The organism is Leyella lascolaii (assembly GCF_900079775.1).
Lineage (GTDB): Bacteria > Bacteroidota > Bacteroidia > Bacteroidales > Bacteroidaceae > Prevotella > Prevotella lascolaii.
The window spans coordinates 519,372-535,538 of the sequence record NZ_LT556049.1; the positions used below are offsets into that span (position 1 = coordinate 519,372).

Consider the following 16,167-nt stretch of genomic DNA (forward strand, 5'->3'; position numbering starts at 1 on the left):
CAAAATCTTGCGTCTCTACTTTTGCCGATAGCGTTGGTAGGATGGTGTTTCCTGATTGTCATACGATAGAATACAACACATTGTTCCGCAAACATCACTTTCTCACGGCGTGATTTTAACTTAAAAAATCTGCTGCAATTTACCTTCCGGATATTGAATTTTAGCGTCTGTGACTTCCTTTTTACCCCTATAGGTTATTATAAGGATATGTGTGAGATGTCGCGTCAGACGCCTTTAAATTGTCCGAAAAGCCCTTTTTGATGACAGATGTGTGCTCACGGATGTATAGAACCGCATCTTTTGGCTCACGTAACGTGCTCTTTGGCGAGCCGGAACGGGCTCTTTGGGAGGGTGAGAAAGGCTCTTTGGAGAGGTGAGAGGGTGTGTTTGGGGAGGGTGAGAAGGGATGATGGGGAGAATGTGAAGTGTAATGTGGTGATAGTCAGGGTGTTATTGAAAGCGCGTATTTTGGCGTTATTTGCAGCCGAGGGAACTGTCGGGCACAAATATGCGGGTTTTGAGAACGTTTTATTTAACACTTGCGGCTTTTTAGTTGACATATGGCAACTATGTACACAGTTGCTCACTGTGCGTTGTCGAAATGGCGTCTCAGAGCCTCTGCCCGCGCCTTTCCCACCACCTCCGCTATCGCCTCGATGTCCGCCTCACGTATGCGCTTCACGCTCTTGAACCGCCTCAGCAGTGCCTCCGCGCTCTTCTTTCCTATTCCGCTGATGTTGTCGAGCTCGCTGTGCAGTGCGTGCTTCGACCTTTTGTCGCGGTGGAAGCTGATGGCGTAGCGGTGTACCTCGTCCTGAATCTTCGTCAGGGCGTGGAAGAGTTCGCTGTCGGTCTTAAGTGCCACCACCTGTGGCGGGAAACCATAGAGCAGTTCGTTGGTGCGGTGACGGTCGTTCTTGGCGAGTCCGGCGATGGGTATGGCGAGTCCGAGCTCGTCCTCCACCACCTTGCGCACCACCTCCATCTGACCCTTTCCGCCGTCGGTTATGATGAGGTCGGGCAGGGGTTCGCCCTCCTCGCTCATGCGTCCGTAGCGCCGTCTCACCACCTCCTGCATCGAGGCGTAGTCGTCCGGACCGCAGACGGTGCGTATGTTGTACTTCCGATAGTCCTTTTTCGACGGTTTCATGGCTTTGAACACCACACATCCGGCTACGGCGTCGGTGCCCGATATGTTGGAGTTGTCGAAGCACTCTATGTGATACGGCATCTTCTTCATCTGCAGTTTCTGCTGCAGTTCCTTCATAAGCCGCGTCTGTTTCTGCTCCGGATTGAGCTTCTCTGCCTGTTTCAGACGGTCGAACTTGTATTGTCGGCAGTTCATCTCCGACAGTTCGAGCAGGTGCTTCTTGTCGCCCCGTTGCGGTACAATGAACGTAGCCTCGCGCATCTTCCAGCTCATCTCGAACGGGACGATTATCTCCGAAGCCTTGCTGCCGAACCGTTCGCGTATCTCCGGAATCGCCGTGAGGAGCAGTTCCTCGTCGGTCTCGTCGAGCTTACGCTTGTATTCGAACGTGAAACTCTGGTTTATCGCACCGTTTTTCACGTGTATGAAGTTGATGAAAGCGTTGCGGCGGCTGTCGTCGTCGGCTATGCTGAACACGTCAATGTCTGTTATGGTGTGGCTCACAACCTCGCTCTTGGCGCAGAAACTCTCTATGAGGACGTACTTCTGTTTCAACGCTTCCGCCTCCTCAAACTTCATCTCGGCTGCCTTTTGCATCATCTCCGCATATATGGCGCGGCTTATCTCGCGCGTGTTTCCCTTCAGAATCTCCTTCGCCTGCTCAATGTTGGCGCGGTAGTCCTCCCATGTCTGGCACCCGGTGCACGGCGCGTTGCAGTTGTGTATGTGGTATTCCAGGCATGGTTTGTATTTGTTCTGCTCTATTCCCTCCTTGGTTATCGGCATGCGGCACGTGCGGGGCTTGTAGAGCTTCTTTATAAGGTCGAGTATGGCATACATGCTTGCCAGATGACTGTATGGTCCGTAGAATGTGCCGAACTTGCGGTTTATCTGCCGCGTCTTGAATATTCTCGGCAGATATTCGTTGGTTATGCAGATGCTGGGGTAGGTCTTTCCATCCTTCAGCAAAACGTTGTAGCGTGGGTTGTATTTCTTTATCAGACTGTTCTCCAGCAACAGGGCATCCTCCTCGGTGTTCACCACCGTGTAGCTGATGTCTCTTATCTTCGAGACGAGCACCTTTGTCTTGAACCGGTCTACCTCCTTATGGAAATAGGAGGATACGCGCTTCTTCAGACTCTTTGCCTTGCCCACGTATATTATGACGTGGTTTTCATCATAAAACTGATAGCTCCCCGGCTTGTCGGGCATGCTCAGTACGATGCTCTTCAGTCTCTCGGTTATCTGCTGTTTCTCGTCTTTGTTCATGATGCGTAACTTGTTTATATAGAGTGATTTTGTGTGTTAAAGTTTCACGTGAAACCTTAATTGTCTCTTGCCTGCTTCCGTCTTGTCCCTGATGATGTTTGCTGGTGCTCCGGCACAAGTACCGTGCGCTCGTCGGAGGGCATACGTTCCGCGCTGTAGAATGTCTGTTGTATTGCTGTAGAATGTCTGCCGTGCTGTGGTCAGATTTTTTCTCGCGTCGCACGGTATCGGTGACGTGTGAGAGGTGATAAGTTAAAAACAGCCGGCTGAGCCGCGTTCTCCGATACGTCATTGTGTCGGTGTCGCGTTTCAGCCGGCTGGTGGAGTGGGTGCGTTACACTTGCAGAAGTGTGGTTATCTCTATGTCGTCGTCGAACACGTCGCGTCCGTTCATATTCTCGTTTATCAGTTCTATGATGAAGTTGCAGTACACCTTCTTCGGGTGGAACTTCTTCACGAGGTCGCATGCCGCCTTCATCGTGCCGCCTGTGGCGAGCAGGTCGTCGTGCAGCAGAATCACGTCGTTCTCGTCGATTGCATCGTTGTGAATCTCTATTGTGTCTGTGCCATACTCCTTCGCATATGTTTGCTGGACGGTGTCGCACGGCAGTTTGCCAGGTTTGCGGCACAATACGATGCCTGCTCCGAGACGGAGCGCGATGGCGGAAGACATGACGAATCCGCGCGACTCTATGCCTACTATCTTCGTGATGCCTTTATCTTTATAAAGCTCATACAGTTCGTCGTTTATTATCCTCAGACACTCCGGATTCTTGAACAGTGTTGTCACGTCTCTGAAGTTCACTCCTTTCTTCGGCCAATCCTTTATGCAGCGCAGGTTTGCCAGTAATACTTTGTTGTTCATTTTCAATAAGTTATGATGTGTTTATTATTCTTTTTGTTTCACGTGGAACTATCGGTGCATCAGCACAAGCAGTACATTGATGTCGCTCGGTGACACTCCCGGAATCCTGCTTGCCTGTGCCAGTGTCTCGGGATTTATCCTTTCGAGTTTCTGGCGCGCCTCTGTCGAGAGCTCGTGCAGTTCCGCATAATTGAAGTGTCCTCTTATCCTGATATTCTCAAGACGGTGCATCTTGTCGGCAATAAGCCGTTCACGTTCTATATAACCTTTATATTTGATACATATCTCAGCCGCTTCCACCGTCTCTTCCCGTCGCGCGTCTATCGAATAAATCAGTTCTTTCAGTAACGGAACAATCTCGCTGAGGTTCTCCATCGTTATTTGCGGGCGCGATATAAGGTCTGCCAGACTGCATCCCATGCGCAGCGGGGCAGTGCCGAGACGCTCGAGCGCGTCGTTTATTTCGCGCGGTTTTACCGATGTACGGTTACAGAATTCAACGATTTTATCGATGTTCTGTTTTTTCTTTATCCAAATGTCGTAACGCGGTCTTTTCACAATTCCGAGGTCATATCCCATCTGTGTGAGCCGCGCGTCGGCGTTGTCCTGACGCAGCAGTATGCGGTATTCGGCGCGCGACGTGAACATCCGGTACGGCTCGTCAACTCCTTTGGTGGTCAGGTCGTCTATGAGCACGCCGATATACGCCTCGTCGCGTTTGAGCACCACAGGGTCGCTGCCTGCGCAGGCGAGTGCGGCGTTGATGCCGGCGATTATTCCCTGTCCTCCGGCTTCCTCATATCCGGTGGTGCCGTTCACCTGTCCTGCCATGTAAAGACCTTTTATTATCTTCGATTCAAGCGACGGGTAGAGCTGCGTAGGGTCGAAGTAGTCATACTCTATAGCGTATCCGGCGCGGTAGACCTTCACATCGCGCAGTGCCGGAATCTTTCTGAGAGCCTCTATCTGTATGTCCATCGGCATGCTTGAGGAGAAACCGTTGAGATACATCTCGTTCGTATCCTCGCCTTCGGGTTCGAGAAAGAGCGGGTGCTGGTCCTTGTCTGGGAATGTGACGAGCTTTGTCTCGATGGACGGACAGTAGCGCGGACCGGTGCTCTGTATCTGTCCGTTGAAGAGGGGAGAGTCCGCCAGTCCCGACCGCAGTGTGTCGTGCACGTCCTTGTTGGTGTAGCATGTCCAACACGAAAGCTGTTTTAGAGGGCGCGGTTCGCTGATGTAGCTGAAGCAGTGGTGTCCGTTCTCGCCCGGCTGCTCTTCCATGTTCTCAAAGTGAACGCTCCGTCTGTCTATTCTCACAGGCGTCCCCGTCTTCATGCGCATGGCGTTTATGCCGTGGCGAGTTATGCTTTCCGTGAGATGAAGTACCGCCGGTTCGGCGCAGCGTCCGCCCGGAACCTTGTGCCGTCCGATGTGCATCAGTCCGTTGAGGAATGTCCCCGCCGATATGATTGTGCAGCGGGCGTGCAGCTCCACTCCCCATATCGTGCGCACACCTTCGGCGTGTCCGTCCCTGACAATCAGTTCCTCAGCCTGGTCCTGCCATATGTCGAGGTTGTCAACGGAGTCGAGCACGTGTCTCCACTGCCAGATGAACTTCTCCCGATCGCACTGTGCCCTCGGGCTCCATACGGCAGGTCCCTTGCCCCGGTTGAGCATTCTGAACTGTATCGATGCCGCGTCTGTCACCAGACCCATATATCCTCCGAGCGCGTCTATCTCACGCACGATCTGTCCTTTGGCTATTCCTCCTACGGCGGGGTTGCAGCTCATCTGGGCTATCTTGTTCATGTCCATTGTCACAAGGCATGTCCTCGCTCCCATTCCGGCTGCGGCTGACGCTGCCTCGCAGCCCGCGTGGCCTCCTCCGATTACGAGTACGTCATAAAATAAATCCATTATTTGCTGTATAATTTAGAGTCGCAAAATTAAGAATAAAAATCGATTTTTGCCTTAAAATAGTTTGATTTATCATTAAAATATAGTATTTTTGCATTCTGTATGGGGCAGCCGTTACCTACAAGAAAGTAACGGAGGGCGCGTGCTTAACTGCTATGTTATGTTGAATCTAAATAAATCTAACAGTTAAATAATTAAATTTCAATCATTTATGTGGTTAATCAATTCTTCTATTGGTAGAAAGGTTGTGATGTCGGTAACCGGTGTCGCGCTTATTCTATTCTTGACATTCCACATGTCAATGAACGTTGCGGCTCTCTTTTCCGGAGAAGCCTATAACATGATTTGTGAGTTCCTGGGTGCCAACTGGTATGCCTTGGTGGCTACGCTCGGTCTGGCATTCCTGACAGTGGTGCACATCGTGTACGCCTTCTGGCTAACGATGCAGAACCGTGCCGCACGCGGCAACGAGCGCTACTCGGTAACCGCGCGTTCCAAAAAAGTGGAGTGGGCGTCACAGAACATGCTCGTGCTGGGCATCATCGTATTGCTCGGACTGCTGCTCCACCTGTTCAACTTCTGGTACAACATGATGTTCGCCGAGCTGACCGGAATGGAGATGGCACACGACCCTGCCGACGGCTTCGCCTACATTCAGGACACTTTCGCCAACCCTCTTTATGTTGTGCTCTACATTGTCTGGCTTGTCGCCATCTGGTTCCATCTCTCTCACGGTTTCTGGAGCGCGATGCAGACATTCGGCTGGAACGGTAAGGTATGGTTCAACCGTTGGAAGGTCATCGGCATCGTGTACACCACGCTTCTGATGCTCGGCTTCCTCGTCGTAGTGCTGGCTTTCGCTTTCAACATAGCTCCGAGCCTGAACTGCTGCTACTAATTCATTCACACAAAACAACTCATAATTCATAAAGTTATGGCAAAACAACTCGATTCGAAGATTCCTGCCGGCCCCGTGGCTGAAAAATGGACAAACTATAAGGCTCACCAGCGTCTGGTGAACCCCAAGAACAAACTGAAGCTCGATGTTATCGTTGTGGGTACCGGTCTCGCAGGAGCCAGTGCGGCTGCCTCTCTCGGTGAAATGGGCTTCAATGTCCTGAACTTCTGCATTCAGGACTCGCCGCGCCGCGCCCACTCCATTGCGGCACAGGGCGGTATAAACGCCGCAAAGAACTATCAGAACGACGGCGACTCTGTATACCGTCTGTTCTATGACACAGTGAAAGGCGGTGACTATCGTGCACGCGAAGCCAATGTATATCGTCTGGCAGAGGTGTCAAACAACATCATCGACCAGTGCGTGGCGCAGGGCGTTCCCTTCGCCCGCGAGTATGGAGGCATGCTTGCCAACCGTTCGTTCGGAGGCGCACAGGTGTCGCGTACATTCTATGCCAAGGGTCAGACAGGACAGCAGCTCCTGCTCGGAGCGTATTCCGCGCTCAGCTGCCAGATACATGCAGGACGTGTGAAACTGTATACACGCTATGAGATGGAGGACGTTGTCATCGTGGACGGACGTGCCCGCGGTATCATAGCAAAGAATCTTGTGACAGGCAAACTGGAGCGTTTCTCCGCAAACGCGGTGGTTATCGGCACCGGCGGCTACGGCAACACATACTTCCTTTCAACAAATGCCATGGGCTGCAACTGTACGGCTGCCATGGCTTGCTACCGCAAGGGAGCTTACTTCGCCAACCCTTCTTATGTGCAGATACACCCGACCTGTATCCCTGTTCATGGCGACAAGCAGTCAAAACTGACGCTTATGTCGGAGTCGCTGCGTAATGACGGACGCATATGGGTGCCGAAGAAGCTTGAGGACGCCAAGGCTCTGCAGGCTGGAACAAAGAAAGGCAGCGACATACCTGAGGAAGACCGCGACTACTATCTGGAGCGTCGCTATCCTGCATTCGGCAATCTCGTTCCGCGCGACGTTGCCAGCCGTGCAGCCAAAGAGCGTTGCGACAAGGGCTACGGTGTAAACAATACAGGTCTTGCCGTGTTCCTCGACTTCTCTGAAAGCATCGAACGTCTCGGCATCGACGTTGTATTGCAGCGTTACGGAAACCTCTTCGACATGTACGAAGAGATAACAGACGTCAATCCGGGCGAGCTCGCCAACGAGATAAACGGTGTGAAATACTACAACCCGATGATGATTTTCCCAGCCGTGCACTACACCATGGGCGGCATATGGGTTGACTATGAGCTGATGACAACCATCAAGGGACTCTTCGCTATCGGCGAGTGCAACTTCTCAGACCACGGTGCCAACCGTCTGGGAGCGTCCGCGCTGATGCAGGGACTTGCCGACGGATACTTCGTTCTGCCCTATACCATACAGAATTATCTTGCAGACCAGTCCATATGGCCGCGCATCTCAACCGACCTGCCGGAGTTTGACGAGGCGGAGAAGGGTGTTCAGGCAGAGATAGACAGGCTGATGAACATCAAGGGAAAACGCTCTGTCGACTCCATACACAAGGAACTCGGACACATCATGTGGGAGCATGTAGGCATGGGACGTACGGCTGAAGGACTGAAAGAGGGTCTTGAGTTGATCAAGAAACTGCGCAAGGAGTTTGAGACCAACCTCTTCATTCCAGGTTCGAAGGAGGGTCTCAATACTGAGCTTGACAAGGCTATCCACCTCCGCGACTTCATCACCATGGGCGAGCTTATCGCTTACGACGCGCTCTCCCGCAACGAGTCGTGCGGCGGACACTTCCGTGAGGAGTATCAGACCGAGGACGGTGAGGCTAAGCGCGATGACGAGAACTTCTTCTATGTTGGTTGCTGGGAGTATCAGGGCGATGACACCAAGGCACCTGAACTCATCAAGGAACCGCTTGAGTATGAGGCTATTAAGGTTCAGACACGTAACTACAAGAATTAATAAACAACCACAGAACATACAATTATGGACAAAAATATAAGTTTCACACTTAAAGTTTGGCGTCAGAACGGTCCTAAGGCAAAGGGTCATTTTGATACCTTCGAGATGAAAGACATTCCCGGTGACACCTCTTTCCTCGAAATGCTCGACATTCTCAACGAGCAGTTGATAGAAGAAGGAAAGGAACCTTTCGTGTTCGACCACGACTGCCGTGAGGGCATCTGCGGCATGTGCTCGCTCTACATCAACGGTCATCCGCACGGTCCGGCTACCGGAGCGACAACCTGCCAGCTCTATATGCGTCGTTTCAACGACGGAGATGTCATCACCGTAGAGCCGTGGCGTTCGGCTGCGTTCCCCATCATAAAGGACTGTATGGTGGACCGCGGAGCGTTCGACAAGATCATCCAGGCAGGCGGATATGTCACTGTACGCACAGGTCAGCCGCAGGATGCCAACGCCATCCTCATACCTAAGGAGGCTGCCGACGAGGCTATGGACTGCGCCACATGCATCGGCTGCGGCGCATGCGTGGCTGCCTGCAAGAACGGTTCGGCAATGCTCTTCGTGTCGTCAAAGGTGTCACAGCTCGCACTTCTGCCGCAGGGACGTCCTGAGGCGGCAAAGCGTGCCAAGGCAATGATAATGAAGATGGAGGAGCTTGGCTTCGGTAACTGCACCAACACACGTGCCTGCGAGGCTGAGTGTCCTAAGAACGAGAGCATCGCCAACATCGCTCGCCTTAACCGCGAGTTCATCAAGGCGAAGCTTGCCGATTAATCTGAATCCTCGTTTTACAATCGTTTATGGGGCGGAGACTGTGGTCTTCGCCCCGTTTTTGTGTGATGCAGGATGCGTACGCCGGTGCATTGGCGGGCATGAATGGTAGTCACCGGCATTGTTATGATGCTCAACCGTTGCGTCATTGTGGCTTTTTATTGCGTGTGACGGCGTTTCCCTGCAATCGTGGACAGTTGTTCCGTTTGGAGGGTTTGTGCGCCCTGAGGCGCGCGGAAAAGCCTTTCCTGTGTTTTTATGTGTTATATGTTCATACGACGGAGTGTTTTTGCAGCGCGGTACGGATTAAAAGTAGAGACGCAAAATTTTGCGTCTCACAAGGGGGTATATGCTTTTGTTGTTTGCGATGTGTTGTTTGCTGGTGTCGCTATGGGCTGGACGTGAGACGCAAGATTTTGCGTCTCTACAGGCTGGCGCCATTATTTTTTTGAATGAAAAACATTACACATACTCCTGCACGGGCAGTTCTCCGTTGAGCGCACCCAGAGCGTTGTATGCCAGCGACTCCATCTCGCCCTCACCGGGCATCACCGTCACCGGCGCGAGAAACTCCGTCTGGCTTCTCAGTCTGTCCACGCAGTATGTGCTGTAGGCTATTCCTCCCGTGAGGATGATGGCGTCGGCATGTCCTCCGAGAGCCACATACATCGCGCCTATCTGTTTCGCCACGGTGTAGAGCATTGCTTCGAGCACCGACCGCCACGGCTCCTCACCCTGCTCAGCCTTGCTTGCCACCGTAATCATGTCGTTGGTGCCGAGGTGCGCCACGAGTCCTCCCTTACCGCTGAGCATAGCCTTTATCTGTTTCCTGCTGTACATTCCGCTGAAGCACATGTCCACCAGCTGACTTGCGGGCAGCGTGCCTGCGCGCTCGGGAGAGAACGGACCCTCACCATCGAGGGCGTTGTTCACGTCAATCACCTGACCCTTGCGGTGCGCCCCCACAGATATTCCTCCTCCCAGATGCGCCACGATGACGTTCATGTCCTCATATCTGCGTCCCACGGAGGCAGCGTGCTTGCGCGCCACCGCCTTGCTGTTGAGCGCGTGGAATATGGATTTGCGTTCTATGCCCGGCAGTCCGGTGAGCCTTGCCTGCGGCTGCATCTCGTCCACCACCACGGGGTCTGCGATGAATGCGGGGCAATGGCACTGCTGCGCTATCTCGTCTGCTATGAGCGCGCCGAGGTTGCACACGTGCTCGTGCTGCGCGTGTCTGAGGTCGTGCTTCATCCGTTCGTTCACGGCATACACACCTCCGTGCAGCGGCTTGAGCAGTCCTCCGCGTCCTATCACCGCGTCGAAGTCCAGCGCGATGCCCGCCTCCCTGAGGTTGCGCATGATGAAGTCGCGCCGGTACTCATACTGGTCGTTCACACATCTGAATGCCGCCGTCTCGTGTGCGGGATGGTGTCCGCCCGACATCCACACCGCCTTCTCGTCCTCGAAGACAGCGGTTTTTGTTGATGTCGAGCCGGGATTGATTACGAAAATCCGTTTCATTGGGTTGTGTAATATGAATATATGTCAGTCTTTTTTATTGGTAACGTCTCCTGCCGTATGCCTCATGCCAGACTGCATGCCATGAGCATGCTGCACATCTTTGCCTCCGCCGAGTCGGCTCTCGATGCTATCACCACCGGCGCGACGGCTCCGCAGAGCATTCCTGCGGTTGTTGCCCCTGCGAAGAGAGTTATGGTCTTGTAGAACGTGTTCGCCGCCTCTATGTTGGGAAAGATGAGTATGTCGGCATTGCCCGTCACCTCAGAGGTCAGTCCTTTTATGCGTGCGCTCTCGCTGTCGCATGCCGTCTTCACGTCCATCGGGCCGTCTATGAGCATCCGTCCGTATCTTCCTTCGGCGGCGCGCCGTCTCAGTTCGGCGTAGCTCAGTGTGTGCGCGAACTTCGCGTTGGTCTTCTCCGTGCAGTGTATGAGAGCCACCCGTGGTGTGCGTCCGTGTCCGTTGAGCTTTCTGAAGATGTTAAGGGCATATCTGAGTATGGCGTCAAACTGTTCGGTATCTGGGTGCGGGATCACCGCTGCGTCGGCAAAGAGCAGCAGCTTACCGTATTGCGGTATCTGCGTTGCCGTGATATGGCTCAGCGTGCGTCCCGGAATGAGCAGACCGTTCTCCTTGTCGAGCACAGCCCTGAGCAGCACGTCGGTGTTCAGCGTTCCTTTCATCAGCACGTCAGCCTGTCCTTCTCTCACAGCCTTCACAGCCATGCGCGCCGTCTCTTCGGGCGTGTCCGCCGTCACCGTCACTGCGTGTCCGGGGCATACCGCGGCTATTCTTTCCGCCGTTTCCGCCTTCTCGCGCCGTGCGAAGAGCACGAAGTCGGCAATGCCTTCCCTCATGCACCTGTCTATCACCTCCTCCGTGTGTGCGTCCTCCGGTGCCGCCACTGCCACCCTCCTGCGTCTGCCGCTGTGGAGAAGTCTTTGTGCCATGGCATCAAAATCAAGTTTCTCTTTCATACATATCCGGTTTTTAGTAAAAAACAGTGCCAGCGAGCGCAATGAGAGCTTGCTTTCTGATTGCCGAGTGCCGCCTGTTTTATTCAAAAACAGTGCCAGCGAGCGCAATGAGAGCTTGCTTTCTGATTGCCTAGTGCCGCCTGTTTTATTCAAAAACAGTGCCAGCGAGTGCAATGAGAATCTTCTTTCTTATTGCCTGTCGCAGTCTGTTTTTTACAAAAATAATGCATTTTCTTCAATCCGTATCAGCCATAATGAGTTTTTTTCATTAAGTTTGCAGTTAAAGAAGATTTATCGGACAGGAATGCGGAAGGGCAGGACAATCAGAGCAACTTGCGCTCCGTCGTTCGCGCCCTTTGCGATTGTTTGCGCGCCGGGTACGCTCCGTGTGAAAGACACCGTGCGTTGGCGGCGTGATGAAACACAGAATACAAAAAAGTCAGAATATGAAGAACTTATTATTACTCACGGCATTTGTCTTGTCGCTGTTTGCTGCGACGACGGGCGGAAAGCTCAGCGACACGGCACGGTCGCTGGAGAAGCGCGGCTATGTGAACGTACAGAAAGCCGACCCTTCAATCTTTGTGTCGCTCATGTACAGCCGTGCCGACAATTTCACGGGCGAGGTTTTGTATACCGATTTGCGCGAGGCTTATCTGCACCCCAAGGCTGCCGCAGCCCTCGTGAAGGCACAGAAGAGGCTCCGTCAGTTGCGTCCTGACCTAAGTCTGAAGGTGTATGACGCGGCACGTCCTATGTCCATACAGCAGAAAATGTGGGATAAGGTGAAGAACACGCCTAAGTATTTCTACGTAAGCAATCCTGCGCGGGGAGGCGGACTGCACAACTACGGCATGGCGGTCGACCTCACCCTCTGCACGCTGGAGGGCGACAGCGTACCCATGGGTACGAAGATAGACTACATGGGAGCGGCAGCCCACATCGACAAAGAGGCGTCGCTCGTCGCCTCCGGTCGCATATCGCGCGAGGCACAGGCTAACCGTCGGCTGCTGCGTGAGGTGATGGCATATGCCGGTTTCAAGCCGCTGCGCACGGAGTGGTGGCACTTCAACTACGTGTCGCGCGCTGTCGCGAAGAAATATTATAAGGTAATTGAATGACGCGCACGCCACCGCAGCTGCATCCGACGCCCGCGGTGGGGTGTGCGTGGTGCCGTGTGTGCGTTGCCGCTGCGGCTTGTGTGTGGGTGAGTCCTCGCGTTTCCGACGACCGTCTGCGGCGTGTTTGCGGAGCGGTCAAGTGTTCCGCATAGTGTATGCATGTTCTTGAAAGAATATGCATTTTTTGTCTCCGTATGTGCATAATGTCACAGTCTCAACTCCGCGAGAGTGCCTCCGTTTTCCCTCACCGCGTTTTCAGTGGCGTACGCGCCGTTTTTCAGCGTTTTTGTCAATGCCTTGACAGCCAGGCATTTGTGCTGTCCTGCCATCCGTATGAGGCATCATCGGATTATGAAAAAGGCTTTTCCGGACAGCCGAAGAGCCTTTTCCGTGCGGTGATAAGGTGCTTCCTGTGGTGCGGCGGAGGCGTTTCCGGCATGCGGGAGAGCCTTTACGGCAGTACAGTGGAGTGTTTCCAGTGCCCTGTTCGTATTATTATACGCATATTATACATGTCCGGCAGGCTTCCCGTTCCTGGTTTACGAAAATATTTTGTCATGATTTTTTACTGTCCGCAGATGTATAATTATGCAGTGGCGTAAAGCGGGCGACGCAGCGATATGGCGGTATTTTAATTGCGGAAGCATGGGAGCGCGGTGCGGGGGAGGATGTGATCGAGGATGATATTCGCTGTTTTAAAAGTAGAGACGCAAGATTTTGCGTCTCACAAGGGAGAATATGCATTTATTGCCAGTGGCGTTATAGTTGGGTATATTGCTATGGGTTGCTTGTGAGACGCAAGATTTTGCGTCTCTACTGGGCTCGCGCCATTGAGTGAATGATGAGGAATTAAAGGCAATATGCGCTGCCTGCAATAGTAGAGACGCAAAATCTTGCGTCTCACGAGGAGGTAAATGCTATTATTGTCAAGCGATTATTGAATGCGAGCATTGCTATGGGATGGACATGAGACGCAAGATTTTGCGTCTCTACTGGGCTCGCGCCATTGAGTGAATGATGAGGAATTAAAGGCAATATGCGCTGCCTGCAAAAGTAGAGACGCAAAATCTTGCGTCTCACGAGGAGGTAAATGCTATTATTGTCAAGCGATTATTGAATGCGAGCATTGCTATGGGATGGACATGAGACGCAAGATTTTGCGTCTCTACTGGGCTTACGCCATTGAGTGAATGATGATGGATTAAAGGACAATGTGGCTGCCTGTAAAAGTAGAGACGCAAAATCTTGCGTCTCACGAGGGGTTATATGCTGTTGTTGACAGCGGGCTTATTGCATGGGTATATCGCTATGGGCAGGACGGGAGACGCAAGATTTTGCGTCTCTACTGGGCTGGTGCTGTGGCGGTGGTCAGGTCATATCCTCATCGCCAGGGCGCGGTTCTCGGCGCGTTCCATTATCTCGCGTTCGCCCGGACCCTTGTCGTTGATGCCGCAGAGGTGCAGTATGCCGTGTATGATGACCCTGTGCAGCTCCTCGTCGTAGCTTTTGGCGTACAGTTCGGCATTAGACTTTACGGTGTCGAGCGATATTATTATGTCGCCGCTCACTATGTCGTCCTCGTCGTAGTCGAATGTTATGACGTCAGTGTAATAGTCGTGTCCGAGGTATTCGCGGTTCATCTCGAGCATCTTCTCGTCGTTTACGAAGAGGTAGCCCACGTCCCCTACGCGCCTGCCGTAGGTGGCAGCCACCGCCCTTATCCACGAGGTGATTGTCCTTTTCTTTATTTTCGGCATGTCGACGCCGTCAGTGTTGTATGATATCATATATTGTCTTTTGGTTTTTATCCGGTGTTCCGGAGCATGCGGGTGTGTCTTTTACGGTGTGTCTGCGGAGCCGTGTCATTCCTTGCCGGGTAGCAGTGCGGACACGTCTTTGCCGAAGTGCGACAGCTCTCTCACCACCGATGAGCTCACGCAGTCGAGTCCCGGCTCGGCAGGCAACAGTATTGTCTCCACTCCGGAGAGCATTCGGTTGATGTCAGCCTGTTCGCGCTCAGCCTCGAAGTCTCTCACGCTGCGCACCCCCTTCACTATGTATTCCGCTCCCATGGTGCGTGCGAAGTCTGCCGTGAGTCCCGAGTATGTCATCACGCTCACGCGGTCGTCTCCTTCGAATATGCGCTCTATCGCCTCCTTGCGCTGCATCGGTGTCATCATGCATTGCTTCGTCTCGTTCACCCCGATGCCTATTATCAGTCTGTCGAACAGCGGCAGCGCGCGTCTGACGATTGACATGTGACCTATGGTGAAAGGGTCGAAACTGCCTGCGAATAGTCCTGTTTTCATTGTCCGGCTGTTGTTTGATGTGTATTGCAAAAATACATATTTTCTATGAATAACGCCAAATTAAAGTGACTTTATATTAAGAGGAATCGGATTTTTTGCACTATCTTTGCAATAAGATAGGCTGCACTCGGAAAAAGGAATGCAGGTTTTCCGGCGGCAGGTCTCACTGTGTCTGCACACAGCATTAAACGACAGCGATTATAATGACGGACGATTTTGACATAAGACAGGAAAGTGCGGTATCGGGAGAAAAGGACTTCGAGAACGCGCTTCGCCCGCTGCGGTTCTCCGACTTCAGCGGTCAGCAGAAGGTGGTGGAGAATCTTGAGGTGTTTGTCGAGGCTGCCAGATACCGCGGCGAGCCGCTCGACCACACGTTGCTGCACGGTCCTCCCGGACTGGGCAAGACCACTCTGAGCAACATCATAGCCAATGAGCTGGGCGTGGGATTCAAGCTCACGAGCGGTCCGGTGCTCGACAAGCCGGGCGACCTTGCCGGTATACTCACGTCGCTCGAGCCGCGCGACGTGCTCTTCATCGACGAGATACACCGCCTCTCGCCTGTAGTCGAGGAATATCTTTACTCTGCCATGGAGGACTATCGCATAGACATAATGATAGACAAGGGTCCTTCGGCACGGTCGATACAGATAGACCTCAACCCGTTCACGCTTGTGGGGGCAACCACCCGCAGCGGTCTGCTCACCGCTCCGCTGCGCGCGCGTTTCGGCATAAACCTCCATCTGGAGTATTATGAGCCGGAGACGCTTGTGAGGATAATAAGACGCTCGGCAGGCATTCTGAACGTGCCGATAGACGACGATGCCGCCGTGGAGATAGCGCGCCGCTCGCGCGGTACGCCGCGTATAGCCAACGCGCTGCTGCGGCGTGTGCGCGACTTCGCACAGGTGCGCGGCACCGGGCGCATAGACATCGCCATAGCGGGCATGTCGCTCGCCGCCCTTAACATAGACCGTTACGGTCTTGACGAGACCGACAACAAGATATTGCTCACCATCATCGACAAGTTCAGGGGCGGACCTGTGGGAGTGTCTACCATCGCCACGGCAATAGGCGAGGACGCCGGAACCGTTGAGGAGGTGTATGAGCCGTTCCTCATAATGGAGGGATTCATCAAGCGGACGCCCCGGGGACGTGTGGTCACACCGCTTGCCTACGAGCATCTGGGGCGCAACCCGTATAAGGGAAACATCATGGAGCCGCATCTGTTCGACTGACGTAAGGCTGCCGCCATGACAGGCGGGCGGCTGGCGGCTGATAATGAAATGCCCACGAAAGCGATGTTACGGCTTTCGCGGGCATTTCGCGTGTGTGGAT

The 16,167-nt window shown here is 53.3% G+C and carries 12 protein-coding genes; 5 read left to right on the forward strand and 7 right to left on the reverse strand.

The window, feature by feature from the left end; all coding sequences use genetic code 11:
• Positions 1-583 precede the first annotated feature (583 nt).
• The 3 genes from uvrC to mnmG form a co-directional block, all read right to left on the reverse strand.
• Positions 584-2,419 carry an excinuclease ABC subunit UvrC gene (gene uvrC / locus BN4609_RS12295; protein WP_068856919.1) on the reverse strand — a complete coding sequence of 612 codons (1,836 nt, stop codon included), beginning with the start codon at positions 2,417-2,419 and terminating at the stop codon, positions 584-586.
• A 334-nt stretch (positions 2,420-2,753) separates the two neighbouring features.
• Positions 2,754-3,284, reverse strand: coding sequence for an adenine phosphoribosyltransferase (locus BN4609_RS12300; RefSeq protein WP_068856920.1), 531 nt, complete (start codon positions 3,282-3,284; stop codon positions 2,754-2,756).
• A gap of 48 nt (positions 3,285-3,332) precedes the next feature.
• Complete coding sequence (gene mnmG, locus BN4609_RS12305) at positions 3,333-5,204, reverse strand: tRNA uridine-5-carboxymethylaminomethyl(34) synthesis enzyme MnmG (protein ID WP_068856921.1); 1,872 nt, start codon at positions 5,202-5,204, stop codon at positions 3,333-3,335.
• Positions 5,205-5,415: 211 nt separating this feature from the next.
• Here mnmG and BN4609_RS12310 point away from each other — a divergent pair, with 211 nt between their 5' ends.
• Genes BN4609_RS12310 through BN4609_RS12320 form a run of 3 tightly spaced genes read left to right on the forward strand, consistent with a single transcriptional unit; the run spans position 5,416 to position 8,901 of the window.
• Positions 5,416-6,102 (forward strand): succinate dehydrogenase cytochrome b subunit, encoded by a 687-nt coding sequence (locus BN4609_RS12310; protein WP_021993926.1) that lies wholly within the window; start codon positions 5,416-5,418, stop codon positions 6,100-6,102.
• A gap of 36 nt (positions 6,103-6,138) precedes the next feature.
• Positions 6,139-8,121 carry a fumarate reductase/succinate dehydrogenase flavoprotein subunit gene (locus tag BN4609_RS12315; protein ID WP_021993925.1) on the forward strand — a complete coding sequence of 661 codons (1,983 nt, stop codon included), beginning with the start codon at positions 6,139-6,141 and terminating at the stop codon, positions 8,119-8,121.
• Positions 8,122-8,145: 24 nt separating this feature from the next.
• Positions 8,146-8,901: a succinate dehydrogenase/fumarate reductase iron-sulfur subunit gene (locus tag BN4609_RS12320; RefSeq protein WP_068856922.1), complete on the forward strand. Its 756-nt coding sequence runs from the start codon at positions 8,146-8,148 to the stop codon at positions 8,899-8,901.
• A 459-nt stretch (positions 8,902-9,360) separates the two neighbouring features.
• On the opposite strand, the gene buk is transcribed toward BN4609_RS12320, so the two are convergent.
• Together buk and BN4609_RS12330 are read right to left on the reverse strand one after the other, a co-directional pair.
• Positions 9,361-10,422, reverse strand: coding sequence for a butyrate kinase (buk, locus tag BN4609_RS12325; protein WP_068856923.1), 1,062 nt, complete (start codon positions 10,420-10,422; stop codon positions 9,361-9,363).
• Positions 10,423-10,484: 62 nt separating this feature from the next.
• The gene (locus BN4609_RS12330; RefSeq protein WP_068856924.1) at positions 10,485-11,399 is read right to left on the reverse strand and encodes a phosphate acyltransferase; all 915 of its coding nucleotides are present in this window, start codon (positions 11,397-11,399) and stop codon (positions 10,485-10,487) included.
• 446 nt (positions 11,400-11,845) lie between these two features.
• Here BN4609_RS12330 and BN4609_RS12335 point away from each other — a divergent pair, with 446 nt between their 5' ends.
• Positions 11,846-12,520 carry a M15 family metallopeptidase gene (locus BN4609_RS12335; protein WP_084791600.1) on the forward strand — a complete coding sequence of 225 codons (675 nt, stop codon included), beginning with the start codon at positions 11,846-11,848 and terminating at the stop codon, positions 12,518-12,520.
• Positions 12,521-13,893: 1,373 nt separating this feature from the next.
• Here BN4609_RS12335 and ybeY read toward each other — a convergent pair.
• Positions 13,894-14,307 (reverse strand): rRNA maturation RNase YbeY, encoded by a 414-nt coding sequence (gene ybeY, locus BN4609_RS12340; RefSeq protein WP_021992494.1) that lies wholly within the window; start codon positions 14,305-14,307, stop codon positions 13,894-13,896.
• Positions 14,308-14,382: 75 nt separating this feature from the next.
• Entirely contained in the window at positions 14,383-14,829 is a 447-nt protein-coding gene (gene coaD, locus BN4609_RS12345) for a pantetheine-phosphate adenylyltransferase (protein WP_068856926.1), read from the reverse strand.
• A gap of 203 nt (positions 14,830-15,032) precedes the next feature.
• On the opposite strand from coaD, the gene ruvB reads away from it, so the two are divergent.
• Positions 15,033-16,067, forward strand: coding sequence for a Holliday junction branch migration DNA helicase RuvB (gene ruvB / locus BN4609_RS12350; RefSeq protein WP_021992491.1), 1,035 nt, complete (start codon positions 15,033-15,035; stop codon positions 16,065-16,067).
• Positions 16,068-16,167 lie beyond the last annotated feature (100 nt).

Coding starts and splice junctions, on each gene's coding strand:
- ruvB (WP_021992491.1), top strand. CDS start 15,033: ATGACGGACGATTTTGACATAAGACAGGAAAGTGCGGTATCGGGAGAA.
- BN4609_RS12310 (WP_021993926.1), top strand. CDS start 5,416: ATGTGGTTAATCAATTCTTCTATTGGTAGAAAGGTTGTGATGTCGGTA.
- ybeY (WP_021992494.1), bottom strand. CDS start 14,307: ATGATATCATACAACACTGACGGCGTCGACATGCCGAAAATAAAGAAA.
- BN4609_RS12330 (WP_068856924.1), bottom strand. CDS start 11,399: ATGAAAGAGAAACTTGATTTTGATGCCATGGCACAAAGACTTCTCCAC.
- BN4609_RS12320 (WP_068856922.1), top strand. CDS start 8,146: ATGGACAAAAATATAAGTTTCACACTTAAAGTTTGGCGTCAGAACGGT.
- BN4609_RS12335 (WP_084791600.1), top strand. CDS start 11,846: ATGAAGAACTTATTATTACTCACGGCATTTGTCTTGTCGCTGTTTGCT.
- buk (WP_068856923.1), bottom strand. CDS start 10,422: ATGAAACGGATTTTCGTAATCAATCCCGGCTCGACATCAACAAAAACC.
- uvrC (WP_068856919.1), bottom strand. CDS start 2,419: ATGAACAAAGACGAGAAACAGCAGATAACCGAGAGACTGAAGAGCATC.
- coaD (WP_068856926.1), bottom strand. CDS start 14,829: ATGAAAACAGGACTATTCGCAGGCAGTTTCGACCCTTTCACCATAGGT.
- mnmG (WP_068856921.1), bottom strand. CDS start 5,204: ATGGATTTATTTTATGACGTACTCGTAATCGGAGGAGGCCACGCGGGC.
- BN4609_RS12315 (WP_021993925.1), top strand. CDS start 6,139: ATGGCAAAACAACTCGATTCGAAGATTCCTGCCGGCCCCGTGGCTGAA.
- BN4609_RS12300 (WP_068856920.1), bottom strand. CDS start 3,284: ATGAACAACAAAGTATTACTGGCAAACCTGCGCTGCATAAAGGATTGG.